Source organism: Kitasatospora sp. NPDC001261 (genome assembly GCF_042896795.1).
Classification (GTDB): Bacteria; Actinomycetota; Actinomycetes; order Streptomycetales; family Streptomycetaceae; genus Kitasatospora.
Window position 1 is genome coordinate 90,954 of sequence record NZ_JBIAXP010000015.1, and the last position, 25,690, is coordinate 116,643.

23 protein-coding genes are annotated in these 25,690 nt (G+C 73.9%); 9 read left to right on the top strand and 14 right to left on the bottom strand.

From position 1 onward, the window contains the following. Positions 1-101 precede the first annotated feature (101 nt). From ACFY4B_RS21265 to ACFY4B_RS21280, 4 genes are all read right to left on the bottom strand, one after another. Positions 102-905: a hypothetical protein gene (locus ACFY4B_RS21265; protein WP_387969834.1), complete on the bottom strand. Its 804-nt coding sequence runs from the start codon at positions 903-905 to the stop codon at positions 102-104. A 122-nt stretch (positions 906-1,027) separates the two neighbouring features. After that, positions 1,028-2,059 carry a TolB family protein gene (locus tag ACFY4B_RS21270; RefSeq protein WP_387969837.1) on the bottom strand — a complete coding sequence of 344 codons (1,032 nt, stop codon included), beginning with the start codon at positions 2,057-2,059 and terminating at the stop codon, positions 1,028-1,030. Further along, positions 2,056-3,450, bottom strand: coding sequence for an MFS transporter (locus ACFY4B_RS21275; RefSeq protein WP_387969840.1), 1,395 nt, complete (start codon positions 3,448-3,450; stop codon positions 2,056-2,058). Before ACFY4B_RS21275 ends, ACFY4B_RS21270 begins: the two co-directional genes overlap by 4 nt. 5 nt (positions 3,451-3,455) lie before the next feature. Continuing rightward, on the bottom strand, positions 3,456-4,421 hold the full coding sequence (locus ACFY4B_RS21280; RefSeq protein WP_387969842.1) for an alkaline phosphatase family protein: 966 nt from the start codon (positions 4,419-4,421) through the stop codon (positions 3,456-3,458). Positions 4,422-4,693: 272 nt separating this feature from the next. Here ACFY4B_RS21280 and ACFY4B_RS21285 point away from each other — a divergent pair, with 272 nt between their 5' ends. Together ACFY4B_RS21285 and cobC are read left to right on the top strand one after the other, a co-directional pair. Beyond that, positions 4,694-5,161: a cobalamin biosynthesis protein gene (locus tag ACFY4B_RS21285; RefSeq protein ID WP_387969845.1), complete on the top strand. Its 468-nt coding sequence runs from the start codon at positions 4,694-4,696 to the stop codon at positions 5,159-5,161. Between the two features lie 69 nt (positions 5,162-5,230). Then, on the top strand, positions 5,231-6,277 hold the full coding sequence (gene cobC / locus ACFY4B_RS21290; RefSeq protein WP_387969848.1) for an Rv2231c family pyridoxal phosphate-dependent protein CobC: 1,047 nt from the start codon (positions 5,231-5,233) through the stop codon (positions 6,275-6,277). Between the two features lie 79 nt (positions 6,278-6,356). Here cobC and ACFY4B_RS21295 read toward each other — a convergent pair whose 3' ends face one another. From ACFY4B_RS21295 to ACFY4B_RS21330, 8 genes are all read right to left on the bottom strand, one after another. Further along, positions 6,357-7,424, bottom strand: a complete 1,068-nt coding sequence (locus ACFY4B_RS21295; RefSeq protein WP_387969850.1) for a cobalamin-independent methionine synthase II family protein — start codon at positions 7,422-7,424, stop codon at positions 6,357-6,359. Positions 7,425-7,520: 96 nt separating this feature from the next. Then, positions 7,521-8,114, bottom strand: coding sequence for a hypothetical protein (locus ACFY4B_RS21300; RefSeq protein ID WP_049656658.1), 594 nt, complete (start codon positions 8,112-8,114; stop codon positions 7,521-7,523). A gap of 71 nt (positions 8,115-8,185) precedes the next feature. Continuing rightward, a complete protein-coding gene (locus ACFY4B_RS21305; RefSeq protein ID WP_117490022.1) occupies positions 8,186-9,283 on the bottom strand; it encodes an LLM class flavin-dependent oxidoreductase in 1,098 nt (365 codons plus the stop codon). A 193-nt stretch (positions 9,284-9,476) separates the two neighbouring features. After that, positions 9,477-10,085: a hypothetical protein gene (locus ACFY4B_RS21310; RefSeq protein WP_387969853.1), complete on the bottom strand. Its 609-nt coding sequence runs from the start codon at positions 10,083-10,085 to the stop codon at positions 9,477-9,479. 220 nt (positions 10,086-10,305) lie between these two features. Further along, positions 10,306-11,328: a glutamine synthetase gene (gene glnII, locus ACFY4B_RS21315; protein ID WP_049656664.1), complete on the bottom strand. Its 1,023-nt coding sequence runs from the start codon at positions 11,326-11,328 to the stop codon at positions 10,306-10,308. Between the two features lie 270 nt (positions 11,329-11,598). Then, positions 11,599-12,675: an SCO1860 family LAETG-anchored protein gene (locus ACFY4B_RS21320; RefSeq protein WP_387969856.1), complete on the bottom strand. Its 1,077-nt coding sequence runs from the start codon at positions 12,673-12,675 to the stop codon at positions 11,599-11,601. Positions 12,676-12,750: 75 nt separating this feature from the next. Then, complete coding sequence (locus ACFY4B_RS21325) at positions 12,751-13,428, bottom strand: uracil-DNA glycosylase (RefSeq protein WP_049659571.1); 678 nt, start codon at positions 13,426-13,428, stop codon at positions 12,751-12,753. 162 nt (positions 13,429-13,590) lie between these two features. Beyond that, entirely contained in the window at positions 13,591-14,682 is a 1,092-nt protein-coding gene (locus tag ACFY4B_RS21330) for an amidohydrolase family protein (protein WP_387969859.1), read from the bottom strand. A gap of 147 nt (positions 14,683-14,829) precedes the next feature. Between ACFY4B_RS21330 and ACFY4B_RS21335 the strand changes: the two genes are divergently transcribed. Next, positions 14,830-15,915, top strand: a complete 1,086-nt coding sequence (locus ACFY4B_RS21335; protein ID WP_117490014.1) for an alanine--glyoxylate aminotransferase family protein — start codon at positions 14,830-14,832, stop codon at positions 15,913-15,915. A gap of 113 nt (positions 15,916-16,028) precedes the next feature. Here ACFY4B_RS21335 and ACFY4B_RS21340 read toward each other — a convergent pair whose 3' ends face one another. Beyond that, entirely contained in the window at positions 16,029-17,666 is a 1,638-nt protein-coding gene (locus ACFY4B_RS21340; RefSeq protein ID WP_387969862.1) for an APC family permease, read from the bottom strand. A gap of 259 nt (positions 17,667-17,925) precedes the next feature. Between ACFY4B_RS21340 and ACFY4B_RS21345 the strand changes: the two genes are divergently transcribed. Next, positions 17,926-19,500 carry a phosphonate degradation HD-domain oxygenase gene (locus ACFY4B_RS21345; RefSeq protein ID WP_387969864.1) on the top strand — a complete coding sequence of 525 codons (1,575 nt, stop codon included), beginning with the start codon at positions 17,926-17,928 and terminating at the stop codon, positions 19,498-19,500. A 10-nt stretch (positions 19,501-19,510) separates the two neighbouring features. On the opposite strand, the gene ACFY4B_RS21350 is transcribed toward ACFY4B_RS21345, so the two are convergent. Next, positions 19,511-20,353, bottom strand: a complete 843-nt coding sequence (locus ACFY4B_RS21350; protein ID WP_234348617.1) for a GntR family transcriptional regulator — start codon at positions 20,351-20,353, stop codon at positions 19,511-19,513. A gap of 411 nt (positions 20,354-20,764) precedes the next feature. Between ACFY4B_RS21350 and ACFY4B_RS21355 the strand changes: the two genes are divergently transcribed. The 5 genes from ACFY4B_RS21355 (at position 20,765) to ACFY4B_RS21375 (ending at position 25,690) form a co-directional block, all read left to right on the top strand. Beyond that, a complete protein-coding gene (locus ACFY4B_RS21355) occupies positions 20,765-21,934 on the top strand; it encodes an ABC transporter substrate-binding protein (RefSeq protein ID WP_117490008.1) in 1,170 nt (389 codons plus the stop codon). A 43-nt stretch (positions 21,935-21,977) separates the two neighbouring features. Further along, the gene (locus tag ACFY4B_RS21360) at positions 21,978-22,958 is read left to right on the top strand and encodes an ABC transporter permease subunit (protein ID WP_074001649.1); all 981 of its coding nucleotides are present in this window, start codon (positions 21,978-21,980) and stop codon (positions 22,956-22,958) included. Next, positions 22,946-23,791 carry an ABC transporter permease gene (locus ACFY4B_RS21365; protein ID WP_049654281.1) on the top strand — a complete coding sequence of 282 codons (846 nt, stop codon included), beginning with the start codon at positions 22,946-22,948 and terminating at the stop codon, positions 23,789-23,791. Before ACFY4B_RS21360 ends, ACFY4B_RS21365 begins: the two co-directional genes overlap by 13 nt. A 21-nt stretch (positions 23,792-23,812) precedes the next feature. Next, positions 23,813-24,898, top strand: coding sequence for an ABC transporter ATP-binding protein (locus tag ACFY4B_RS21370; protein ID WP_380743482.1), 1,086 nt, complete (start codon positions 23,813-23,815; stop codon positions 24,896-24,898). Positions 24,899-24,991: 93 nt separating this feature from the next. After that, positions 24,992-25,690, top strand: a complete 699-nt coding sequence (locus ACFY4B_RS21375; RefSeq protein ID WP_387969869.1) for an HAD family hydrolase — start codon at positions 24,992-24,994, stop codon at positions 25,688-25,690.

The window sequence follows — 25,690 nt, forward strand, 5'->3', positions numbered from 1 at the left end:
AGCCCCTCCCGAACGCCTGCGCCCCGCCGAGTCCCTCCTGGCGGGGCGCAGGCGTGTCCGGAGGCCGGCGCGGAGCGGCGGGTGAGCGTGGACGGCCAGGGTCAGCCGGTGGCGCGGATGTAGATGTCGGCGGCGCCGGGGAGGCCGCCGGAGATGGTGGCGACGTAGATGCGGCGGGCGGTGGGGGCGTGGGTGGGGAGGGCGGTGGGGCTGGGGGTGGGGGTCCAGGTGGGGCTCGGGGTGGGGTCGTCGGGGGTGGGCTCGTCCGGGGCGGCGGGCTCGTCCGGGACCGGGTCCGGGGCGGGGGCGACCACGGGGGCCGGGTCGGCGGGGTCGGCGGGCTCGGCGAGGGGGTCGTCGGACTCCGGGGTGGGGGTGGCCTCCGGGGACGGGCTCTCGGCGGGGGTGGGGGTGGCCGAGGGGGAGGGGGTGGCGACGGGCGGCGGCGGGGAGTCGGGGAGTTCCGGGGCCTCGGCCGGCTCGTCGCCGCCGAGGGCGGCGAGCAGGTCGGCGGGGAGCGGGGCGACCGGGCCGGGCGCGGGGAGGTCGTAGGCGCTGAGGAAGTCGCCGAGGCCGGGGGCCCGGCCGCCGCCGAGGCGGTAGTGCAGGTAGGCGACCGGGGCGCCGTCGGAGGTGTGGGTGTAGACGGCGCCGACCGGGACGTAGAAGCGGCCGACGCCAGGATGCTGGGAGGGGTGGAGCCCGGCCAGACGTTCGGCGCGGTCGCGGTCGGTCTCGCGGCCGGTGCCGCCGGCGGTGAGCGCGTTGACGCCGCGCACCACGAGGGCGGCGGCGACGGACACGCACAGCACCAGCCCGACGGCGACGGTGCGCCGCAGGACCGGGCGGCCGTGCAGGGCGGGCCACGAGTCGGTCACCGTGCGCTCGGGTGGGATGCCGTCCACGGTTGTCTTGCTCCCCCGTTCGGTCAGAACGCTCGATCAGGACGTCTGATCAGGACATTTGTTCGAGGTGCCTGATCGGGACGTCACACTCTGCTCGACGTGGGACGGTAGCCGAGAGTTCCTCAGCCCAAGTAGGCGGGGGCGACCGCGGCCTTGGTGACCGGCTCCGCGCGGCCCGAACCGTCCGCCGGGACGGTCCACAGGTCGGCGCCGTAGTCGCCGGGCAGGGCGTAGACCAGGGTGCCGTCGCCGGACCAGAGCGCCTGGTCGTCGATGTTGCGCTGCTCGGCGGTGGCGGTCTCGGTCATGGTGGCGAGGTCGAGCACGTACAGCCGCCACGGGGCGTCGGCGGGCAGGCCGGGGACGCGCTTCTTGTACGCGACGCGGGTGCCGTCCGGGGAGAGCGAGGGGCACTCGACGTTGTCGTGCAGGGCGGTGAGGGTGCGGGCGGTGAGGTCGCCGCGGACGAGGTGGGTCTGCCCGGCGCTGGCGAGGGTGGCGTAGAAGGTGGTGTCGTCGGCGAAGGTGACGCCCCAGATGTTGATGTCGTGCGCCTGGTACGGGCGGCCGTCCAGGACGACCGCGAAGTCCTCCAGGTTCTCCCGCAGGTTCCAGTCCCGGACGTCCACGATCGAGGTGCGGGTGGAGAAGTCGCTGCCCGCGTACGAGTCGCCGCTGACGAAGACCGTCCAGGCGGCGAGGTGCCCGGACGGCGAGACCCGGGAGCGGGTGGGGATGCCGGCCGCCGGGAACGAGCGGAGTTCGCGCAGGTGGTCGTCCAGGACGACGGCGCGGTAGGTGTCCTCCAGCGCGCCGTGCTGGGCCTGGAGGCAGATGCCGGTGCCGGCGGCGGCGTGGAAGCGCAGGCACTGGACGCCGGAGGCGGTGCGCGGGCCGTCCGGGTGGTCGGCGGCGACGGTGGTGATCTCGTCCCGGTGCGGGCCCCAGGCCATGTTGCGGAACAACAGCTGTCGTCCGCCGGACTGCACCTGTAGTGACACCGGGCCGGAAGCGACGGACGGCCCGCCGGGCTGGGCCTGGTCGCGGCGGGCGGTGCGGTCGGCGGCGTAGAGGACGGCCCCGGTGCCGACCGCGCCGAGCAGCACGACGGCGACCAGCAGGATGATCACCCTGGTCCGGTTCCGCAGGTTCATCGGCTCTTCTCCTCCGGGGGCTTCACGACGACGGGTTCGGACGGGTGCGGCACCGCCGCGGCCGGGGGTTCGGACCGGCGCAGCACCGCCGCCGCGCCGAGCACGCACAGCGCCAGCGCCCCCGCCGACCAGCCCAGCGCCGCCGAGCCGCCGACCGCGCCCCACAGCGCGCCGAACAGTAGCGAGCAGGCGAACCGGGCCAGCGCCTGCCCGGTGCCGACCAGGGCGAGCCCGGCGCCGCGCTGCTCGGCGGGTACGGCGTCGGCGGCCGCCGCGGCGAGCACGCCGTCGGTGGCCGCGTAGAAGGTGCCGTGCAGCGCCAGCACGCAGAGCACCGCCGGCAGCCCGCGCAGCGGCGAGAGCAGCAGCCCGTACGCGAGCAGCAGCACCCCGTGCCCGGCGAGGAAGAGCCGGTGGCGGCCGATCCGGTCGGCGAGCGCGCCGAGCGGGACGGCGAGCAGCAGGAAGGCCGCGGCGGTGCCCAGCGGCAGCAGCGGGAACAGGTCGACGGGCAGGTCCAGTCGGCGCTGGACCAGCAGGTAGAGGAAGGAGTCGCTGACGGTGGTGAGGCCGAGCAGGACGGCGCAGAGCGTCAGCCGGCGCAGCCCCGGCAGCCGCAGCAGGGTGAGGCTAGCGCGCAGCGAGGGGGCGGGCGCCGAGGCGTCGTCGCCCTGCTGCCGGTTCGGCACGAACAGCAGCAGGATCAGCACGCCGAGCGCCGCGACGCACGAGCTGACCGTGAACACCGCGTCGTAGCCGTGCCGTTCGCCGCCGTCGGCGAGCAGCGGGCCGCCGGCCAGCCGCAGCACCAGGAAGGCGGTGAGCGGGCCGAGCAGGGCCCCGGCCGTGTCCATCGCCCGGTGCACCCCGAACGCCCGGCCGCGGTGGGCGGGTTCGGTGGCGAGCGAGATCATCGCGTCCCGGGGCGCGGTGCGCAGGCCCTTGCCGGTGCGGTCGACGGCGATCACGGCGCCGATCAGCGGCACGGTGTGGACGAACAGCAGCAGCGGCCGGCACAGCGCGGACAGCCCGTACCCGACGGCCGCGACGGCCTTGTGGCGGGCGGCGCCGTCGCGGCCGCGGCGGTCCGAGAGGTGGCCGCCGACCAGCCGGACCAGCGCGCTGAAGCCGTTCTGGATGCCGTCGAGCAGGCCGAAGCCGAGCGGGGAGAGGCCGAGGCCGGTGAGCAGGTAGAGCGGGAGGACGGCGGTGACCATCTCGGAGGAGATGTCGGTGACCAGGCTGACCGTGCCGAGGGCGAGGACCGCCCCCGGCACGGCGCCCCGCCGCGCCCGACCGGTGGCCGGCGCGGGGGCCGCCCCGAGGGGGGCCGCGTCGGCGTCGGTCGGGGCGGCGGGGGCCTTCGAGCTGCGGGAGTCCGCGACGTACACGGGCGTCAGTTCCAGATTCCGGTGATGTCGGCGGCGCCGGCCGAGTTGCCCGCGTGGGCGTTGACCCCGGCCAGGTCCTCCAGGGTGTGCAGCACGTCGTAGTGGTTGTACGTGGTGGCGGTGCTGCTGCCGGGGGCGACGTGGGCGCCGTAGACGAGGGTCGGGATGCGGTTGCCGGACAGCTTGTTGTCCTCGTCGAAGGTGAGCAGGAGCAGGCTGTTGTGGCTCTTCGCCCACTGCGCGTACCCGTCGAGGTTGGCCTGGAGCCAGGAGTCGCCGGTGCCGACGGAGCAGTCGTGCATGTCGTCGCAGAGGTCCGGGACGACGAAGGAGACCTTCGGCAGGGTGCTGTAGTCGCTCGGGAAGGCGTCCATGCCGTACGCGCTGGAGGTGGGCACGTTGCCGAAGCCGAACCACGGGTTGTGCTTCTGGGCGTAGTTGCCGCTGCTGCAGTCGGTGGCGCCGGGGCCGGGCAGGCCCTCGTTGTAGCTGGCCCAGGTCTGGCCGGCGCCGATCAGCTCGGACGCGAGGTTGGGCTGCTGCAGGGCGCCGACGTCCACGCAGCCGTCGTCCACGATGCCCTGGGAGCTGCCGGAGAACAGCATGTAGTAGTTGGGCTGGCTGGGGTGGGTGAGCGCGTAGGACTGGGTCAGCGTCGCGCCGCCGGCCACCAGGGTGGTGTTGATGTACGGGGCCTTGGAGCTGCCGATCACCTGGGAGTAGGCGTGGTTCTCCAGGACGACGACGACCACGTGGTCGGGCGCGGGCAGGCCGGCGGCGGCGCCCGCGGCGGTGTCGGCGGCCGCGCTGCCGCCGGCGGCCCAGAGGCCGAGCGAGCCGGCGACCAGGCCGAGGCCGGCGGCCAGCGCGGTGAGCGGGTGGCGCGGGCGCGGCCGGCGGCGGCCGGGGCGCGGGAGGGAGGCGACGGCGGAAGAGGGGGTGCCGGGGGTGCGCAGTCGTGCGAAGGCCATGGGGTCCTCCGGATGTCGGGGCTTCCTGGCGGGAGCGCCGAGAACAGTAGGAGTGCCGCGGTGACGTGTACCGCACAAGACAAGTGAAGAACAGGCGAACAGCTGCCGCGCCCCGGCGGACCAGCGGCGTCGGCAAGAGCATCGGCAAGGACATCGGGAGGGGCGTCGGGAGCGGCGACGGCACCGGCGTCGGATCTCACACCCGCCGCGATTGACCCGTTCCGCCCGGGCGTGGTGGGATCACCGGAGTTTGGGACGAAGGGGTGCGGCACGTGAGCGGACTGGTCGCCGTCGTCCCCCGCACCCTGGTGGTCGGGATCGGTGCGAGCAGCGGCGCCGAGCGGACCGAGGTGCTGCGGCTGCTGACGGAAACCCTCCGGGAGGCCGGGCTGGACCGCTCCGAGGTGGCCCGGCTGGCCACCGTGGCGGGCAAGGCGGACCACCCGGCGGTGCGCTGGGCGGCCGACCACCTCACCGGCGTACCCGTGGACGAGCACCCGCCCGAGGCGCTCGCGGGCGTGCCGGTGCCGAACCCCTCCGCCGCCGTCGGTACGGCCGTCGGCACCGCGAGCGTGGCCGAGGCCGCGGCGCTGGCGAGCGCGCCGGGGGGCCGGCTCGTGGTCACCAAGCGGAAGTCGGCGCGGGCCACGGTCGCGATCGCCCGGGCGGCGGCGCACGGACGGCTCGCACCGCCCGACCTCGGCGACGACCCGCGGCCCGCCGCACCACCCGGCCCGTAGAACCGCATCACGTCCACCACCAGTCGCGACCACCCGAACCAGCCGCACCACCCAGCGAGGAGACCCCGCGTGACCGCCCCCGAACCCGACCTGCGCCACCACGGCGACGCCGAGGTGCGCGCCGACGGGCTCGGCCTGGTCGACCTCGCCGTCAACGTCCGCACCGGCACTCCCCCCGCCTGGCTGCGCGAGCACCTCGCGGCCACCCTCGGCGACCTCGCCGCCTACCCCGACCAGAGCGCCGCACGCGCCGCCGTGGCCGCCCGGCACGCCCGCCCGGTCGAGGAGGTGCTGCTCACCTCGGGGGCGGCGGAGGCCTTCGTCCTGCTGGCGCGCGTACTGACGCCACGTCACATCGTCGTGGTGCACCCCCAGTTCACCGAGCCGGAGGCGGCCCTGCGGGACGCCGGACACCACGTGCACCGGGTGCTGCTCTCCCCCGGGGACGGCTTCCGGCTGGGCGCCGTCCCCGAGGAGGCGGACCTGGTCGTCCTCGGCAACCCGACCAACCCGACCTCCGTGCTGCACCCCGCCGAGGCCGTCGCCGCACTGGCCCGGCCGGGGCGCACCCTGGTGGTGGACGAGGCGTTCATGGACACCGTCCCGGGCGAGCGGGAGTCCCTCGCCTCCGCCCGGGAGCTGCCCGGCCGGGTCGTCGTGCTGCGCAGCCTCACCAAGACCTGGGGCCTGGCCGGACTGCGGATCGGCTACGTGCTCGGGCCCGCCCAGCTGATCGCCGACCTCGGCGCCGCCCAGCCGCTCTGGCCGGTCTCCACCCCGGCGCTGGCCGCCGCCGAGGCGTGCAGCGGCCCGGCGGCGCTCGCCGAGGCGGAGCTGGCGGCGGCCGAACTGGCGCTCTGGCGCGAGCACTTGATGAAGGGCCTGGCCGCCTTCCCGTCGGTGCGGCTGTACGGCGAACCGGCCGCCTCCTTCGTCCTGGTACGGCTGCCCGACGCGGCGGCGGTCCGGCGGCGGCTGCGCGAGCACGGCTTCGCCGTCCGGCGCGGGGACACCTTCCCGGGGCTGGGCGAGGAGTGGCTGCGGATCGCCGTCCGGGACGAGGCGACCACCGACCGGTTCCTCAACGCCCTTGAGGCCGTGCTCGGTTCGGCCTGACCGGCGCAACACCAGACCACCCCCGCCCGGCCGGCCGGGCGGACGCACGACAGCACACCCCCGGCCGACCCAGCGAGCGCTACTGGAGCCCGAGCGCCTCCGCCGCCAGGGCGGTGCCCTTCACGCGGGCCGCGATCTTGGCGAAGGCGGTGTCCCGCGAGGTGGAGGCGTCGTCTGCGAACGGCGAGAATCCGCAGTCGTCGGTCGTGCCGAGCTGGTCGACCGGGATGTGCCGGGCTGCGGCCAGCACCCGGTCCCGCACCTCCTCCGGGGTCTCCACCCTGGGGTCGATCGGGTCGGTCACTCCGACGAACACCCGGATTCCGGGGCGGAGTTGATCCGCGATGACGGCGAGCACGCGGTCGGGGTCGGCCTCGCTCGCCAGCTGCACGTAGAAGTTGCCGACCCTGAGCCGGAAGAGCTTCGGCAGCAGCTCGGCGTAGTCGACGTCCAGGCTGTGGGTGGAGTCCTGGTCCCCGCCCGGGCAGGTGTGCACGCCGAGGCGGGCCCGCTCCTCCTCGGCGAACCGGTCGAGCACCTGGTTGTTGAGGGCCACGAAGTCGTCCAGCAGACTGCCCGACGGGTCCAGCTTGAGCGACAACCGGGCCTCGGTGAAGTCGAGTTGGACGACGTGGGCGCCCGCGTCCAGGCAGCCGCGAATGTCGGCCTCGGCCTCGTCGGCCAGGTCCTCCAGGAAGTTCTCGCGCGAGTACCCGTCGATGCCGTCGGCGGGGTAGAGCAGGCTGAGCGCGGAGGGTGCGATGACGGCCTGCTTGACGGGCCGCGAGGTGTGCCGCAGGGCGTCGCGCAGATAGGTCTCGGCACGGACCCGGTACCGGAAGGGTCCGGCGGTCAGCCGCGGCAGCTGCCGGGTGTGTCCGTCGGCGAAGGGGATGACGGCGCCGTCCCCGGCGAGGGAGGTCAGCCCGGCGAGGGGGTACGTGACGAAGCTCGGCTTCGCCTGCTCGCCGTCCACCAGGACGGGGCAGCCGAGCTCCGCCAGCCTGGCCAGGGTGTCGGCGGTGGCCTCGTCCTGCAGCTTCTTCAGGTCGGCGTCGGACAGCCGCCCCTCGGCGTGTTCGGTCAGGGCGTTCAGCAGAGTGCTCGGCCGGGGGATGCTGCCGATGGGCTCCGTGAGAATGGTCATGACGGGACGGTAGAAAGGGCGGCGCCCCGAGCACAACGGGGCGCTCGGCGCACTCCGCTCGACCGTTCACACCTCGCGCGCCCCGCCCTTCTCCGTTCACGCCCCTGGAACAGCACACCCCTCCGCCCAATCCCGTAGCGTGGCGAAGTCGTCGGCGAGCAGGCCGAGTCGGGGGTTGACGTGCAGGGCGAGCGCCGGGCCGGGGTGGTTCGCCTCGATCCACTCCTCGTCCCGCGGGCCGAGTTCGTCGTCCACCCAGACGAACGGGCGTCCGGCGGCCCAGGCGACCACGTCCCTGGTCTTCCAGTGCAGCCCGTCCCGTGCCTCGCCGAACAGGTCGGACCAGCTGATGTACGGGAGTTCGGGCAGGCCCAGGTGCGGGCCTATGTGGGTGTTCGCGTCGCCCATCCAGCCGGTGGCCCACACCAGTTCGTAGGGCAGTGCCAGCAGTTCCGCGCCGTGCGAGGGGTTGAGCCAGACCCGCAGCGGCTTGACCCGGACGGCGGGGGGCTTGGCGTGCCTGGCGCGGGTCGCCTGCCGGGCCTGGACCGCCGCCAGGTGCTCCTGCTTCGCCACCCACCAGGAGGGGCGCAGCCGGTGGGTGGCGTAGCCCTCGGGCCTCCGCTTCGGCGCGGCGTAGGGGTTGAGCGGTCCGTCCACGTCGAGGAGGAGCAGGGGCTGCTGGGTCATGCCATGAATTCTCGGTCCGGCGGGGGCGCTTGACCAGCGGTTTGCGGGTCGACGCGCGGAGCGGGCGCCCGCTACGGGCGGGACCACAGGTTGCGGGCGGCGAGCAGCGGGAGCACGCCCTCGCCGAACCAGTACGCCTCCTCCAGGTGCGGCATCCCGCTCAGCACGAACTCGTCGACGCCCAGCCCGTGGTACTCGCAGATCAGGTCCGCGACCTCCCGGTGGCTGCCCACCAGCGCCGTGCCGGCGCCGCCGCGCAGCAGCCCGATGCCGGCCCACAGTCCGGGGTACACCTCCAGCCGCTGCGCCGAGCCGCCGTGCAGCGCGAGCATCCGCCGCTGGCCCTCCGACTCGCTCCGGGCGAGCGCCCGCTGGGTCTCCCGCACCCGCTCCGGGTCCATCGCGGCGAGCAGCCGTTCGGTCTCCGCCCAGGCCTGGGCGGCGGTGTCCCGGGTGATCACGTGCAGCCGGATGCCGAACCGTACGGTCCGGCCCCGGGCGGCGGCCAGGCCGCGGATCCAGCGGATCTTCTCCCGGACCTGGGCGGGCGGTTCGCCCCAGGTCAGGTAGACGTCCGCGTGCTCGGCGGCGACGTCGCCGGCGGCCGGGGAGGAGCCGCCGAAGTACACCGCCGGGACCGGGTCCGGCAGCCGGTTCAGCCGCGCCCCCTCGACCCGCAGGTGCGGCCCGTGGTGGTCGACCGTCTCGCCCGCCCAGAGCCGCCGGGTGATGCCCAGGAACTCCCCGGTCCGCGCGTACCGGGCGTCCTTGTCCAGGAAGTCCCCGTAGGCGCGCTGCTCGGCGGACTCCCCGCCGGTCACCACGTTGAGCAGCAGCCGCCCGCCGGACTGCCGCTGGTAGGTGGCGGCCATCTGCGCGGCCAACGTCGGGCTGATCTGCCCGGGCCGGAACGCCACCAGGTACTTCAGCCGCTCGGTCACCTGGCTGAGCATCGCGGTGGTCAGCCAGGCGTCCTCGCACCAGGCCCCGGTCGGCGTCAGCACCCCCTCGAAGCCCAACTGCTCGGCGCTGCGGGCGATCTGGCCGAGGTAGCCGACGCTCGGCGGCCGGTCCGAGCCGGCCGTGCCGGGCGTGGAGCCGTGCCCGCCGCCGACGATCAGCCGGCTGTCGCCGTTGGTGGGGAGGAACCAGTGGAAGGTGAGAGCCATGGACGGACACACTCCTGGGGCCGGTACTGCCTGCGGTCGGTTGACGGAACCCGCCGACCGCGACACCCGTCCGCCCACACCCGCCCCAGGTCCACGTGCAGACGGCGCACGAGGAGGGGGCGGTCCGGAGCAGTCATGGCCCGATTCTCCGGGACCGCCCCACCCCGATCAAGACCCGGCCGGAACCGGCTCGCTACCGCGCCGTCCAGCCGGTCCAGCTGCCGTTGGTGTCCCGGGCCCGGGACCAGGTCCGGCCGTCGGCGCCGGGCACGTCGATGCGGAAGGCGCCGCCCATGGTCGCCGCGGTGATCTCGACCTTGCCGGCCATGGTGCCGCCGAGGGACTTCCAGTCGGTCAGCTTGGTGGAGTTGGCGATGGTCGACCGCGTGTACACCGCGTGGTTGGTGCCGATCACCAGGATCAGGCGGGTGCCGTCCCGGAAGTCGAAGAAGGTCGCCCCGCTGCCGTAGCTGCCGCCGCAGTAGAACGTGCCGCCGAACAGTCGGTCGCTGCAGGTCGTGACACCCGGCACGGGGGTGCTCCCGGAACCGGCCGGCTCGACGGCGAGGTTCTGCGCCACCCCCGGCCCGGCCGGCTTGCCCGGCGTGTTCGGCACGCCCGGCCTGGGAGCGCCCGGCACCGTGGTCGGCGCACCCGGCGAGGGAACGCCCTGCACCGTGATCGGCACGCCCGGCGTGGTGGCGGTGGTCCCGCCGGCGGCCGAGGCGGGAGCCGCGGCCGCGGCCAGCCCGATGCCCGCGAGGGCGGCGGCGGAGACGAGGGCCGCCTGGATCTTCTTCATGAACGCTCCTGAGTGAACGGTTCGGGCCGCGGGCGGCGACCGGTCGGCGCGCGAGCGCTTCCCGGCGCCCGCCCGTCGGGCCCTCTCCGGTAGCAACGGGAGCCCCGCTCGGCCGAGTTCAACGGCTGGTCCGCCGATTTCGCGGAGCCGACCGGAACGCCGCCGGGCCTCCCCTCACATGGAGGGGAGGCCCGGCGGACTGCTCAGGAGACGCGGCGGATCAGACCTGGCCGGCCTTCTCCAGGGCCTCGCAGCAGGTGTTGATCAGGAGCCGGGTGACGACGTAGGGGTCGACGTTGGCGTTCGGGCGACGGTCCTCGATGTAGCCCTTCTTGTCCACCTCGACCTGCCACGGGATGCGCACCGAGGCGCCGCGGTCGGAGACGCCGTAGCTGTAGACGTTCCACGGGGCGGTCTCGTGCTTGCCCGTGAGGCGCGACTGGATGTCGTGGCCGTACTGGTTGACGTGCTCCAGCACCTTCTCCTGCGAGGTGCCGAGCGACTCGCAGGCGGTGATGATGGCGTCGTAGCCCTCGCGCATCGCCTTGGTGGAGAAGTTGGTGTGGGCGCCCGCACCGTTCCAGTCACCGCGGGCCGGCTTGGCGTCGAGGGTGGCGTCGATGCCGAACTCCTCGGCGGTGCGGTACAGCAGGTAGCGGGCGATCCACATGTCGTCCGAGACGGTCAGCGCGTCGACCGGGCCGATCTGGAACTCCCACTGGCCGGGCATGACCTCGGCGTTGATGCCGCAGATGGCCAGGCCGGCGTCGATGCAGCGGTCCAGGTGCAGCTCGACGATCTCGCGGCCGAAGACCTCCTCGGCGCCGACGCCGCAGTAGTAACCGCCCTGCGGGGCCGGGAAGCCGCCCTCCGGGAAGCCGAGCGGGCGGGAGCCCTTGAAGAAGGTGTACTCCTGCTCGATGCCGAAGATCGACTCCTGCGAGGCGTACTTCTCGGCGACCTCGCGCAGCAGGGCGCGGGTGTTGGAGACGTGCGGGGTGCCGTCCGTCTCCAGGACCTCGCAGAGGACCAGGATGTTGTCGCCGCCGCGGATCGGGTCCGGCGTCACCCGCACCGGGTCCAGCACGCGGTCCGAGGCGTGGCCCTCGGCCTGGTTGGTCGAGGAACCGTCGAAGCCCCAGGTCGGGATCTTGTCGGCGTTGGGCAGGACGCGAGTCTTGGAACGGAGCTTCGCGGTCGGCTTGGTGCCGTCGATCCAGATGTACTCGGCCTTGATTGCCACTGCGTGTCCCTCGCATTGCTGGGTGGTGGGTGCCCGCGTAGCGTCGCAAGCCGCCGTTTCCCGGTTGTTCCTCTTGTGTAACGCGCAGGTGAACCAACCGTCCGCATTGGCACGGTCACGGTGCGGGAGTGCCGGGGGCGACACTCCCGCCATTCCGGGTGCCATGAGTGACTACACCGGTGCGTTCAGTGACGACGCGTGATCAGCGCCACCCCGTGGTCAGCGGAGCCACACGGTCGGTACCGGCGGACGGTCAGCGCCGGCGGGCGGTCAGTGCCGGCGGGCGTGCGCGGCGCGACGGCGCCGGGTGGCCCACAGCGCGGCCGCCCCGCCCGCGACCAGGGCGGCGGCCCCCGCGGCCAGCGGGCCGGTGGCGCTGCTGCCGCCGGTGGCGGCCAGCTTCTCCGACTTCTCCGGCTTCTCCACCGCGGCCTGCGGAACGGGGGTGCGCGAGGCGGTGGTGTCGGCGACCGGCTCGACGGCGGGCGCGCTGGTGGGCGCGGCACTCTGGGTGGCCGGGCCGGACGGGGTGGCCGCCGGCCCGGAGGGCTTCTCGCAGCTCACCGAGGCGACGGTGACCTTCCCGGTGACCTTGGCGACGTTCAGGTTGAGCGGGTTCACCTCCACCTGCACCTCCAGGGCGGAGGCGGCGGCGGTGGTCGTGGTGACGGTCTTCTTGGAGAACTCCACCGAGACGCTGCCGACTAGCGGCACGTCCACCTTGGTCGGCCCGTACAGGCCGACGGTGACCGGCTTGCCGAGCACGCTGAGCTTGAGCGGCGCGACCACGTCGGCGGTGGGCTGCCCGTCCACCGGGCAGCTGGCCTCGGCGCTCATCGCCTCCAGGCCGAGCAGCGCGGTGGCGGGCAGGCCGGGGGCGTGCACGTCGGCGTTGACCAGCTTGACGGAGGCGGTGGCGCCCTTGGCGTCGACGCGGGTGACCGACTTGCCGACGTCCGCCTTGACCAGGGTGACGGGGCCCGTCTGGTCCACCCCGGCCACCGTGGCGGTCAGGATCGAGCCGTCGCGCTGCGCCGGCGACTCCACCTTGTTCAGCGCGATGTTCACCGGGACGTCCACCGCCTTGTTCAACAGGCTGACGTCCAGGTCGAGTTCGGCGGTGACGGCGCGCGCCTTACCGGGCGACGACGGGGCGGGCTCGGCCGCCTGGACGGGCGCGGCGGTGAGCAGTGAGCTCGCCACCACGGCGGTGGCCGCGGCGGCGGAAACGATTCGGCGAGAGGACGGGCGAGCGGACGGGCGCGAAGACGAGGCCGAAGACGGGCGAGAAGACAAGGCGGTACCCCCACACAGATGAAACGATGAGCCGCCAGTCTTCTCGAACAATCCGTCACATGAGTAACACAGAACGTCATTTCACCCGTTGGAGTGAGATTGGCGTTCTGCGCTGACCCATCTCTGCTACGGCAGCCGCCAGTCCACCGGCTGCGCCCCCTGCCGCACCAGCAGCTCGTTGGCCCGGCTGAACGGCCGCGAGCCGAAGAAGCCGCGGTCGGCCGACATCGGGCTGGGGTGCACCGACTCCACCGACGGGACGTTGCCCAGCAGCGGCCGCAGGTTGCGGGCGTCGCTCCCCCACAGGATCGCCACCAGCGGGCCGCCGCGCGCCACCAGCGCCCGGATCGCCTGCTCGGTGACCGCCTCCCAGCCCTTGCCCCGGTGCCCGCCGCTCTTGCGCGGCTGGACGGTGAGCACCCGGTTGAGCAGCAGCACGCCCTGGTTCGTCCACGGGGTGAGGTCCCCGTTGGACGGCTCCGGCAGGCCCAGGTCGGTGCCGTACTCCCGGTAGATGTTGATCAGGCTGGCCGGGATCGGCCGCACCTCCGGCGCCACCGAGAAGCTGAGCCCGACGGCGTGGCCGGGGGTCGGGTACGGGTCCTGCCCGACGATCAGCACCCGCACGTCGGCGAAGGGCTGCTGGAAGGCGCGCAGCACGTTCGGGCCGGAGGGCAGGTAGGTACGGCCTGCGGTCAGCTCGGAGCGCAGGAAGTCGCCCATCGCGGCGACCCTTCCGGCGACGGGTTCCAGGGCGGTGGCCCAGCCGGGCTCGACGATCTCGTTCAGTGGACGCGGTGCCATGGTCGCCACCCTATCGGCCTACACCGACACGGCTTTCAGCGGATGATCATGTGATCGAGAGGGCCCGGCAGGCCGGCGGAACCCCGGCGGCGGGCCGGCCCGGGGACGGCAGCACCCCCGCCCGGGCACCCTCCCCGGCCCCGCGGCGGAACCCCGGCGCGACTACCCGACCGGCCGCCCCCGCAGCACCACCAGCCGCGGGTCCGCGAGCACCCGGACGTCCGCCCGCGGGTCCTGCGCGTACACCACGAAGTCCGCCGACGCGCCCTCCTCCAGCCCCGGCCGCCCCAGCCACGCGCGCGCTCCCCAGCTCGCCGCCGACAGCGCCTCGGCCGGGCTCAGCCCCGCCTTCACCAGCTCCGCCACCTCCTCCGCGACCAGCCCGTGCGCCAGCGAGCCGCCCGCGTCGGTGCCGACGAACACCGGGATGCCCGCGTCGTGCGCGGCGCCCACCGTGGCGTACCGGCGCTCGTGCAGCCGGCGCATGTGCGCCGACCAGGCAGGGAACTTGGCCTCGCCGCCGGCCGCGAGGCCCGGGAAGGTCGCGATGTTGACCAGGGTCGGCACGATCGCCACCCCGCGCTCGGCGAAGACCGGGATCAGCTCCTCGGTCAGGCCGGTGGCGTGCTCGACGCAGTCGATCCCGGCCGCCAGCAGGTCCGGCAGCGACTCGGCGGAGAAGCAGTGCGCGGTGACCCGGGCGCCCTCCTCGTGCGCCGCCGCGATCGCCTCGGCCAGCGCGTCGCCGGGCCAGCAGGCGGCGAGGTCGCCGCGGTCGCGGTCGATCCAGTCGCCGACCAGCTTCACCCAGCCGTCCCCGCGCCGGGCCTCGGCCCGGACGTAGGCGGCCAGGTCGCCGGGCTCGATCTCGTGCGCGTAGTTGCGGATGTAGCGGCGGGTGCGGGCGATGTGCCGCCCGGCCCGGATGATCCGGGGCAGGTCCTCGCGGTCGTCGATCCACCGGGTGTCGGCGGCCGAGCCGGCGTCGCGGATCAGCAGGGTGCCGGCGTCCCGGTCGGTGAGCGCCTGCTTCTCGCTGGTCTCGGCGTCCACCGCGCCGTGCGCGTCCAGGCCGACGTGGCAGTGCGCGTCCACCAGGCCGGGCAGCACCCAGCCGGTCACCGTCCGGACGTCCCCGGCGGTCGGCGGGCGGGTGAAGCTCACCCGGCCGTCCACCACCCAGAGTTCGTCCCGGACGTCCTGCGGACCGACCAGCACCCGACCCCGCACGTGCAGCACCGCGCCATCGCTCATGGCCGCACTCTACCGACGGGCGGGTTCCGTGTAAGCAGTCACAATGCGGCAGACTCGTTTCCGCACCCCCACCCCGCACGACCCCCGCGCGGCCCCCGCGCGGCCCCCGCGCGACTCCCGCGAAACCCCGCGAAAGGCGATACCGACGTGAGCCCCTTCCTCGACCTGCCCCCGCTCAGCGCCGCCGAGTTCGCGGCGATCGAGGACCAGGTGGCCGCCCTGCTGCACACCGGGGCCGACGTGATCGTCACCCAGGGCGAGGCGCTGCTCCCCCTGGAGGCCGCGATCCGCGGCGCCGCGCACCCCGGCTCGACCGCCCTCAACGTCGTCACCGGCCCGTACGGGCAGACCTTCGGCAACTGGCTGCGCTCCTGCGGGGCGAAGGTCGTCGACCTGGCCGTGCCCTTCGACAGCGCGGTGAGCGCCGAGCAGGTCGCCGCGGCCCTGGAGGCGAACCCGGAGATCGACTTCGTCTCCCTGGTGCACGCCGAGGCCGCCACCGGCAACACCAACCCGGTCGCCGAGATCGGCGCCGTGGTCCGCGAGCACGGCGCGCTGCTGATGCTCGACGCGGTGGCCTCCGTCGCCGCCGAGCCCGTGCTCACCGACGAGTGGGGCGTCGACCTGTGCGTCATCGGCGGCCAGAAGGCGATGGGCGGCCCGGCCGGCGTCTCCGCCGTGTCCGTCTCCGAGCGCGCCTGGGCGCGGATCGCCGCCAACCCGGCCGCCCCGCGCCGCTCCTACCTCTCGCTGCTGGACTGGAAGGAGCGCTGGACCGACGCCGGCCGCGCCGTACTGCCGCACGCCCCGGCCCAGTTGGAGATGCTCGCGCTCGGCGCCTGCCTGGACCGGATCGCCGCCGACGGCCTGCCCGCCGTGATCGCCCGGCACCGCGCCGCCTCGGCCGCCACCCGGGCCGGCGTCCGCGCGCTCGGCACCCTGGCCCCGTACGTCGTCGAGGACGCCCACGCGGCCCCGGTCGCCACCACCCTGCGCACCCCGGACGGCGTCGACGCGACCGCCCTCGCCGCCCGCCTCGACCCGGCCCTGCCGGTCCAGCCGGGCGGCGGCGCGCTGGCCGGTTCGATGCTGCGGGTCAACCACTACGGGCGGGCCGCCTCGCTGGACACCGTCCGCGCCTGCCTCACCGGCCTCGCCGCCGCCACCTCGGCCGACCCGGCGCCCGCCCTGGCCGCCGCCGAGGCCGCCTGGAACGCGACCGTCGCGGCCTGACGCGCGCACAGCGACCGTCGCGGCCCGACGCACGCACAGCGGCCGTCGCGGCCCGACGCACGCACGGCGGCGGCCCCGGGAGCAACCCCCGGGGCCGCCGCCGCACCCGGCCGTCAGTGCCCGTTGACGTCCACCACCTCGACGCCGCGGATGTTCCGCTCGATCTCCTCCGCCGGCAGCGCGATCGCCAGCGCCCAGTAGTAGACGACCAGCGAGAACACCACCACGACGGCGATGTCCCACCACAGCGGCAGGTTCCCCTGCGCACCCGCGCCGAAGGTGCCCTGCCAGGAGACCACGCCCATGCCGAGCAGGTAGACCGGCAGCCACTGCCCGGCCCGGAAGTCCATCCGGGGCGCGTTCGGCATCCCCTTCGAGCGCGCGTACCAGGAGTACCCGCCGAGCAGCAGGTAGCCGATCACGATCGCCAGGCCGAGCCGCCACAGGGTGTCCCAGCCGGACCAGTAGATGACCAGGCTCGCCACCACGAAGGCCAGCGGCGAGACCACCGAGCCGCCGGGCAGGTGGTACGAGCGCTCCATCCCCGGCAGCCGCTTGCGCAGCACCCCGAAGGCCAGCGGGGCACCCGCGTACATCAGCACCACCGCCGAGGTGATGAAGCCGACCAGCCGCTGCCAGCTCGGGAAGGGCAGGAAGCAGATCACCCCGGCCACCCAGGCGATGAGCAGGCCGAGCCAGGGCACCGCGCGCTTGTCGGTGGACTGCAGCGCCTGCGGGGCGTAGCCGTTGCGGCTCAGGCCGTAGGTGACCCGGGAGCTGGAGGTGATGTAGACCAGCCCGGTGCCGGCCGGTGAGACGACCGCGTCGATGAACAGCACGGTGGCCAGCCAGCCCAGGCCGATCAGGGTCGCCAGGCCGGCGAACGGTCCGCTGATCCCGGGGTAGTCGAGCGTGGTCCAGCCCTTGGCGAAGGTCTCCGGCGGCAGCGCGCCGATGAACACCACCTGCAGCATCACGTAGACGACCGTACCGATCACCACCGAGCCGAGCACGGCGCGCGGGATGTCCCGGCGCGGGTTGCGGCTCTCGCCCGCCCACTGGATGGCCTGCTCGAAGCCGAGCAGCGCGAAGATCACCCCGCTGCTGCTGATCGCGGCGAGCACGCCCTTGGCCCCGTCCGGGGCGAAGCCGTGGACGGTGAAGTTGGAGCCGTGGAACTCGGTGAAGCCGAGCGTGATGATGGTCAGCACCGGGATGGCGACCTTCCACACGGTGGCCGCGCTGTTGGTGTGCGCGAGCAGCCGCACGCCGAGGAAGTTGACCGCGACGAAGACCCCGAGCAGCAGGGCCGCGACGACGAACCCCCAGCCGGTCAGCGTCAGGTCCTTGTTCAGCAGGCCGTCCGCCCAGCTCCAGTGCTGGGCGTAGTTGATCATCGCCTGCACCTCGATCGGCGCGATGGTCGCGGCCTGCAGCCAGGTGAACCAGCCGAAGGACATCCCGGCGAACCCGCCGAAGGCGTAGTGCGGGTAGCGCGCCGTGCCGCCCGCCACCGGGAACAGCCCGCCCAGTTCGGCGTGCACCAGCGCCAGCAGGATGATCGCCACCGCGCCGACGCCCCAGGACACCAGCGCCGCCGGCCCGGCCGCCACCGCCGCCTTCTGCGCCCCGAACAGCCAGCCGGAGCCGATGATCGCCCCGACCGAGGCCCAGAGCAGTCCGATGACGCCGACCTCGCGCCGCAGCGCGGTGTGCCCCGAGCCGGGCGGATTGGAGGAGGAATGGGCCATTGCTCGCACCTCTCATATATCGGGACAAATCCACCCCGACAGTGCCGCAGCCCCCACCCCTCCCCCACCGAAACGCGCGGCGCCCCGCACCCCCTCACCCGAACAGCCCGCCGGGACGGCCCACCGGGCACAGTTCCCGTGGCGTTCATCCGCTCGGCACGTGGAACTCACCGAGGGCGGGCAGGCTCCCGGCAGGGCTGAAGTTGGCTATACAACTTCAGCCGACACGACAGCCGTAGTGCCGCCGAGGAGAAGACCGATGACCGAGCTGCCGCCGTACTGGCTGCGCGACAACTGCCCGTGCGCCGAGTGCCGGGACCCGCGCAACGGACAGAAGCTGTTCCAGATCCACGAGCTGCCGCCGGACCTGGCGGTCGCCGCGAGCACGGAGGCCGACGGGCACCTGGAGGTGCTCTGGTCGGACGGGCACCGGTCGCGGTACCCGCGGGAGTGGCTCGACGGGACGGACGAGGGCGACGGGCGCACCGAGCGGGGCAAGCGGCTCTGGACGGCGGCGGACTTCGCGCCCGGCCTCCCCGGGGCGTCGTGGGAGGCCTACCTGACCGACCCGGCCGAGCAGGCCGCGGTGCTGGCCGCCGTCCGGGACAGCGGCTTCGCCGTGCTGCGCGGGGTGCCGACCGTCGAGCGGCAGGTGCTGCGGGTGGCGGAGAGCTTCGGGTACGTGCGGGTCACCAACTACGGGGAGCTGTTCGACGTCCGGGTCGAACCGTCCCCCAACAACCTCGCCTTCACCAGCGTCGCCATCGCCCCGCACACCGACAACCCGTACCGGGACCCGGTGCCGACCCTCCAGCTGCTGCACTGCCTGGAGAACTCGGCGACCGGCGGCGACTCCGGACTGGTGGACGGCTTCAAGGCCGCGGCGGTCCTCCGGGAGGAGGCGCCGGAGGCCTTCGAGGTCCTCACCCGCACGCCCGTCCCGTTCGTCTTCCGCGACCGCCGCACCGAGCTCCGGGCCGACCGCCCGCCGATCGACCTGGACCCGAAGGGGCGGATCCGCGAGGTCCGGTTCAACAACCGCTCGACCGGCACCCTGCGCGGATCGGGCCTGGACGCCTTCTACGCCGCCTACCGCCGCTTCGCCGAGATCACCCTGCGCCCCGAGCTCCAGCTCACCTTCCGCCTCGGCCCCGGCGACTGCCTGGTCTTCGACAACACCCGCCTGCTGCACGCCAGGACGGCCTTCCAGCAGGACGGCCACCGGCACCTCCAGGGCTGCTACGCCGACCTCGACTCGCTCTCCTCCACCCTCGCCGTGCTGCGCCGCCGGGCCGCCGCCCTGGACACGATCGCCGCGCTGTTCGCCGGCGAGGGCGCCGCGGAGTACCTGGGCGAGGAGGTCACCATGGCCGAGCACATGCTCCAGGCCGCCGCTGCCGCCGAGGCGGCCGGGGCGCCCGACCACCTGGTCGCCGCCGCGCTGCTGCACGACGTCGGCCACTTCCACGGTGCCCTGCACGGAACGGATCTGATGAAGGGTCAGGACAACCGCCACAGCGACTCCGGGGCCGACTGGCTGGCGGGCTGGTTCGGCCCGGAGGTCACCGAGCCGGTCCGGCTGCACGTGGCCGCCAAGCGCTACCTGTGCGCGGTCGAGCCCGGCTACCGGGAGAAGCTCTCCGCGGCCTCCGAGTACACCCTGACCGTCCAGGGCGGCCCGATGGACGAGCAGCAGGCCGCCGCCTTCGCCGAACTCCCGGGCGCGCGGGACGCGGTGGCGGTGCGGCGCTGGGACGAGCAGGCGAAGGAGGCCGGCGCCCCGACGCCCGGCTTCGCGCACTACCGCCCGCTGCTCGCCGCGCTCATGCGGTAGTCGGCGGGGCTCAGTCCAGCTCCCGAGCGTGCCGCGAAAGCGCCGACGTGGCCAGGGAGTTGTGCACGCTGAACGCCACCGTCCCGGGCAGGTAGCGGTCCTGGGACCACTCCACCGGCGTGCCCGTCGGGTCGGTCGTGCGGCGCCGCTCGCGCAGCAGCGGACCGCCCCGGCGGCAGCCGAGCAGCCGGGCGTCCTCACCGTTGGCCGGGACGATGTCGATGGTGTGGTCGGCGTCGGTGAACAGGATGCCGTGCTCGCGCAGCACTTCGGTGTGCGAGACCACGTCCGGGGGCAGTTCGGCGACGATCTCGCCGACCCGCGGCGGGTAGACGGTGCGCTCGACCATCACCGGCGTGCCGGACAGCGTCCGCAGCCGGACGATGACGTACACCTCGGCGCCCTGCTCCAGGCGCAGTTGCTCGCGCTCGGCGGCGTCGGCCGGGCGGCGCACCAGCGAGTCGAGGATGCCGCCGGGCTCCTCGCCCATCGAGTACGCCCAGTGCGTGAAGCTGAGCAGTTCGGAGAAGCTCTGCACCCGGGCGCCGCCGAGGACCACCCGGCGGGTGCCGCGGCGGGAGGTGACCAGTCCGTCGGAGCGCAGCACCGCGAGCGCCTGGCGGACGGTGCCGCGGGAGACGCCGTACTGCTCGGCCAGCGCGCCCTCGGCGGGCAGCCGGCCGGCCTCGCCGTACGCGCCGGTGGTGATCGCCTCGCGCAGGTCAGCGGCCACCTTCCGGTACAGCGCGCCGGGGCGCTCCGCCGGGGGTTCCCCGGCCGCCGAGGGGGCTCCGGCCGCCGGGCTCCCGTCCGCGGCCGGGGGGCCCTCGGGGCGCTGGGGCTCAGTTGCCACGTCAGTCAATGTCCCTCCTGGGGCGGTGTCCTGCGCAGCCGTACCGGCGCGGACAGCCCGACCTTACTCCGCTGCGCCTTCGAAGCATCGCACCGAACGGATCACGCTCCGATGGCCGGATTCCACCGTTCCCGCACCCGACCCCGGCGCTGGGCCGTCCGTTCACCTTCCCGTCACCGGACTCCGGCGTACTTACTGCCGTCAGCGAAGTTGGCTAGTCAACTCGGACGACGTCGATCGATCGCTCACCCCGGTCGGCCCGCCGCCCTCCGCAAGGCCTCGCGAACCTTCGCAAGGCTTCACGAACCTTCGCAGGCCGTCCCAGGCCTTCGCGAGCCTTCGCGAGACGCCAGCCCGCGGAACCCCCCGCGAGCGCCCCTCGCAGTACGCCCCTTAACAGGAGACTTCCCCGTGACCGTGCACCGCGCCCGCGCCGCCGCCTTCGCGGCCGTCCTGACCGCCGCCGCGCTCTCCCTCACCGCCTGCGGCTCCGCCGGTTCGAGCGCCAAGTCCGGCGACGCCGCCCAGGGCGGCGCCAAGGACGCCAAGACGGCCACCTCCGCCGCCGACTTCGGCGGCATGGACGGCCTGATCGCCGCCGCCAAGAAGGAGGGCAAGCTGCACGTCATCACGCTGCCCCGGGACTGGGCGAACTACGGCAAGATCATCGACAGCTTCAAGGCCAAGTACGGCATCGAGGTCGAGGAGGAGAACCCGGACGGCTCCAGCCAGGACGAGATCAACGCGATCAACTCCCGCAAGGGCCAGGACCGCGCCCCCGACGTGGTCGACCTGGGCAGCGCCTTCGCCCTCCAGGCGGTCAAGGACGGCATCCTCGCCCCCTACAAGGTCGCCACCTTCGACAAGGTGCCGGACACCATGAAGGACGCGAACGGCGCCGCCGTCAACGACTACGGCGGCTACGTCTCCATCGGCTGCGACGCCAAGAAGATCGCCAACTGCCCGAAGACCTTCGCCGACCTGCTCAAGCCGGAGTACAAGGGCCAGGTCGCCCTCAACGGCAACCCGACCAAGTCCGGCTCCGCCTTCGGCGGCGTCTACGCGGCCGCGCTCGCCAACGGCGGTTCGCTGGACAACATCCAGCCCGGCATCGACTTCTTCGGCAAGCTGAAGCAGTCCGGCAACTTCAACCCGGTCGAGTCGACCCCGGCCACCGTCGAGAAGGGCGAGACCCCGATCTCGATCGACTGGTCCTACCTGAACGCCGGCTACACCGACGAGTTCAAGGACAAGGGCGTCGACTGGAAGGTCTCCATCCCGACCGACGGCTCCTACGCCCAGTTCTACAACCAGGCCGTCAACAAGTGGGCCCCGCACCCGGCGGCCGCCCGCCTGTGGCAGGAGTACCTGTTCAGCACCGAGGGCCAGAACCTCTTCCTCGGCGGCTACGCCACCCCGTCCACCTTCGAGGCCCTGAAGAAGGACGGCACCCTGGACGCCGCCGGCGCCGCCAAGCTGCCCGCCGTCGAGAAGCCGTTCACCACCTTCCCGACCGTCGACCAGATCAACGCGGCCAAGAAGGTCGTCACCGAGAACTGGACCAAGGCGATCGCGGGCTGACACCCAGGCCACGTACCGCACTTCGGGCTGAGAAAAGGCACTCATGACCACGGCTCCCACCCCGGTGCCGACCACCCCCGCCGCCACCTCCCCCGGTGGCGGCGCGGGGGCGTCCGCCACCGCCACGACCACCTCCCCCACCACCACCGCGCCCGGCCCGCGGCGCCGGCCGCTCGCCCGCCTCGGCGGCGCGTCCTGGCTGGCGGCCGTGCCGCTGCTGCTGTTCTTCCTGATCGGCTTCGGCCTTCCCGCCGTCGCCATCGTGATCGGCGCGTTCACCACCTCCAGCGACGCGGAGTCCGGTGCCGGGCAGTTCACCTTCGACAACCTGACGGCCTCCGTCCAGGGCGGCTACCAGACGGCCATGCTGAGCAGCCTCAAGCTCTCCGCGCTGACCGCGCTGCTCGCCACCGTCCTCGGCCTGCCGCTCGCCCAGGCCGTCGTCACCTCCCGGCGCGGCTGGCTGCGCCAGGCGGTGCTCACCGCCTCCGGCGTGCTCGCCAACTTCGGCGGCCTGCCGCTCGCCTTCGCGTTCGTCGCCACCCTCGGCAACGCCGGCGAGATCACCAAGCTGCTGCACCTCACCGACCACGGCTGGTCGCTGTACTCGTTCACCGGCCTAACCGTCGTCTACCTGTACTTCCTCGTCCCGCTGATGGTGCTCACCATCACCCCGGCCCTGGACGGCCTGCGGACCCAGTGGCGCGAGGCGGCCCAGAACAACCGGGCCACCACCGTCCAGTACTGGCTCCACGTCGCCCTGCCGATCCTGCTGCCCTCCCTGCTCGGCGGCTTCGTGCTGCTCTTCGGCAGCGCCTTCGCCGCCTACGCGACGGCCGCCGCCATGGTCGGCGCGACCGTCCCGCTGGTCAGCCGCTCGATCGCGGACGCGCTCTCCGGCAACGTGCTGGTCGGCCAGGGCAACCTCGCCCTCGCCCTCAGCCTCAACATGATCTTCGTGGCCGTCCTGGTGATGGCCGTGTACCTCCCCCTCCAGCGCCGGAGCGCCCGATGGCTCAGCTGACCACCCCCGCCCGCCCCGGCCGACGCACCGTCCGCTGGTGGCGCGGAGCCGTGCTGCTGCTCGCCGGCGTCTACTTCGTCGTCCCGCTCGCGGCCTCCTTCTGGTTCTCGATCGACGACCCCCAGGGCATCTCCTTCGCGGCCTACACCGGGCTGCTCTCCGCCCCCGGCTTCCTGGACAGCCTCTGGCTGACCCTCGGCCTCGCCGTCGTGACCGTCGTGGTGCTGCTGCTCCTGCTCGTCCCGGCGCTGATCTCCGTGCGGCTCGGCTCGCCGAAGCTGCGCCCGGTGCTCGACGTGCTCTGCACCCTGCCGCTGGTCGTCCCGCCGGTCGCGCTGACCGCCGGCCTGATCGGCGTGCTCCGCTGGGGCCCGGACTACCTGATGGACACCCCGTTCTTCCAGACCTTCGTGTTCATCCAGGACCCGGACTTCCCGCTGGTGCTGGTCATCGCCTACGTGCTGATGGCCCTGCCGCTCGCCTACCGCGCCCTGGACGCCGGCCTGCGCTCGATGGACGTGCGCACCCTGGTCGAGGCCGCCCGCAACTGCGGCGCGAGCTGGCCGCGCGCGGTGTTCACCGTCGTCCTGCCCAACCTGCGCGGGGCGCTGCTGAACGCCTCCTTCCTCACCCTGGCCCTGGTGCTCGGCGAGTTCACCACCGCCTCGATCCTCGGCTTCCAGCCCTTCCCCGTCTGGATCTACTCGGTCGGCAACAGCCAGGCCCACATGTCGGTCGCGGTCTCCATCCTGAGCCTGCTGCTCACCTGGCTGCTGCTGCTCCTGCTGGCCACCGCCGGGCGCGAGCGCCGCGCCAAGACCGCCACCTCCTGAAACCCCCCGGAGTCACCAGTCATGACCACGGCCACCGCCATCGCCGCCGACGCCCCGCTCGCCTCCGGCAGCGCCACCGTCGAATTCCGTTCCCTGCGCCGCGCGTTCGGCGCCACCACCGCCCTCGACGGCCTGGACCTGACCGTCCGCCCGGGCGAGCTGCTCGCCCTGCTCGGCCCGTCCGGCTGCGGCAAGACCACCGCGCTGCGCATCCTGGCCGGCTTCGAGCAGCACGACTCCGGCGAGGTGCTGGTCGACGGCCAGGACATCACCGCGATCCCCGCGCACAAGCGCGACGCGGGCATGGTGTTCCAGTCCTACAGCCTCTTCCCGCACCTGACCGCGCTGGACAACGTCGCCTTCGGGCTGCGGATGCGCGGCACCGGCAAGGCCGAGCGCCGCAAGCGGGCCCTGGAGCTGCTGGAGCTGGTCGGCCTGCCGCACCGCGCCGACCACTACCCGCACCAGATGTCCGGCGGCCAGCAGCAGCGCATCGCGCTCGCCCGCGCGCTCGCCCTCCAGCCGCGCGTCCTGCTGCTGGACGAGCCCCTGTCCGCGCTGGACGCCAAGGTCCGCCTCCAGCTGCGCGAGGAGATCCGCCGCCTCCAGCAGGAGCTGGGCATCACCACCCTGTTCGTCACCCACGACCAGGAGGAGGCGCTGTCGATGGCCGACCGGGTCGCGGTGCTGCGGGCCGGACGGCTGGAGCAGTGCGCCGCCCCGTCCGAGCTGTACGGCCGGCCGGCCACCGCCTTCGTCGCCGAGTTCGTCGGCACCATGAGCCGCATCCCGTGCACCCGCACCTCGGACGGCGTCGAGGTGCTCGGCCGCCGGCACGCGGTGGACGGCGCGGTCCCGGCCGACGGCGAGCTCCAGGTGCTGGTCCGCCCGGAGAACGTCGCCCTGACCCCGGCCGAGGACGGCCCCGCGCTGGTGGTCACCGCCTCCTTCCTGGGCGCCGTCACCCGGCTCACCGTCCGCCTGGACGACGGCACCGAGGTCAAGGCCGACCTGCCCACCGAGGCCGCCGCCGCGCTGCCGGCCGGCGCCCGGGCCGCGCTCACCCTGCCGGAGCGCCCGGTGCTGGTGGACCGCCGCGCCGCCTGAGAGCCTCGTACCTCCCCGCTCCGCCCGACGACGTACCGGCGGAGCACCGAAGAAGCGCCGACGAAGCGCCGGAGAACCACCGAAGGTACCGCCATGCCTGACACCGCCATGCCCGCGTCCAACGCGCTGCCCGCCGCCGTCCTGTTCGACATGGACGGCACCCTGGTCGACACCGAGCAGCTGTGGTGGCAGACCGCCGCCGAAATCGCCGAGGAACTGCGCCACCCGCTCACCGACCAGGACGCCCCCGAGGTGCTCGGCCAGGCCGTCGAGCACACCGCCGCCCACCTGCACGCGGTCAGCGGCACCGCCCTCAGTGAGGCCGAACTCGCCGCCCGGCTCGGCGAGTCCTTCGCCGCCAAGGTCGCCGCCGAGACGGTGCCGCGCCCCGGCGCACTCGCCCTGCTGGCCGCGCTGCGCGACGCGGGGGTGCCGACCGCGCTGGTCTCCGCCTCCCCGCGCCGGGTGGTGGACCTGGTGCTGTCCGCCATCGGCCGGGACTGGTTCGCCGTCACCCTGGCCGCCGAGGACACCCCGCGCACCAAGCCCGCGCCCGACCCGTACCTCGCCGCCGCCGAACGGCTCGGCCTGGACCCGACCGACTGCCTCGCCGTCGAGGACACCCCGACCGGGGTCGCCTCCGCCACCGCGGCCGGCTGCGCCGTGCTCGCCGTGCCGTCCACCCCGGTGCCGATGCCGCGGGGCGAGCGGATCACCCTGCTCGCCAGCCTGGAGCAGGCCGACCTCGCCCTGCTCGGGAAGCTCGCCGGCGCCGACGCGGTTCGACCCTGA

Excerpts from the sequence above, each read along its gene's own strand:
- ACFY4B_RS21270 (WP_387969837.1), bottom strand. The coding sequence starts at position 2,059 with ATGAACCTGCGGAACCGGACCAGGGTGATCATCCTGCTGGTCGCCGTC.
- ACFY4B_RS21280 (WP_387969842.1), bottom strand. The coding sequence starts at position 4,421 with ATGGCCTTCGCACGACTGCGCACCCCCGGCACCCCCTCTTCCGCCGTC.
- ACFY4B_RS21295 (WP_387969850.1), bottom strand. The coding sequence starts at position 7,424 with ATGACCATTCTCACGGAGCCCATCGGCAGCATCCCCCGGCCGAGCACT.
- ACFY4B_RS21300 (WP_049656658.1), bottom strand. The coding sequence starts at position 8,114 with ATGACCCAGCAGCCCCTGCTCCTCCTCGACGTGGACGGACCGCTCAAC.
- ACFY4B_RS21305 (WP_117490022.1), bottom strand. The coding sequence starts at position 9,283 with ATGGCTCTCACCTTCCACTGGTTCCTCCCCACCAACGGCGACAGCCGG.
- ACFY4B_RS21310 (WP_387969853.1), bottom strand. The coding sequence starts at position 10,085 with ATGAAGAAGATCCAGGCGGCCCTCGTCTCCGCCGCCGCCCTCGCGGGC.
- ACFY4B_RS21325 (WP_049659571.1), bottom strand. The coding sequence starts at position 13,428 with ATGGCACCGCGTCCACTGAACGAGATCGTCGAGCCCGGCTGGGCCACC.
- ACFY4B_RS21330 (WP_387969859.1), bottom strand. The coding sequence starts at position 14,682 with ATGAGCGATGGCGCGGTGCTGCACGTGCGGGGTCGGGTGCTGGTCGGT.
- ACFY4B_RS21340 (WP_387969862.1), bottom strand. The coding sequence starts at position 17,666 with ATGGCCCATTCCTCCTCCAATCCGCCCGGCTCGGGGCACACCGCGCTG.
- ACFY4B_RS21345 (WP_387969864.1), top strand. The coding sequence starts at position 17,926 with ATGACCGAGCTGCCGCCGTACTGGCTGCGCGACAACTGCCCGTGCGCC.
- ACFY4B_RS21360 (WP_074001649.1), top strand. The coding sequence starts at position 21,978 with ATGACCACGGCTCCCACCCCGGTGCCGACCACCCCCGCCGCCACCTCC.
- ACFY4B_RS21365 (WP_049654281.1), top strand. The coding sequence starts at position 22,946 with ATGGCTCAGCTGACCACCCCCGCCCGCCCCGGCCGACGCACCGTCCGC.
- ACFY4B_RS21370 (WP_380743482.1), top strand. The coding sequence starts at position 23,813 with ATGACCACGGCCACCGCCATCGCCGCCGACGCCCCGCTCGCCTCCGGC.
- ACFY4B_RS21375 (WP_387969869.1), top strand. The coding sequence starts at position 24,992 with ATGCCTGACACCGCCATGCCCGCGTCCAACGCGCTGCCCGCCGCCGTC.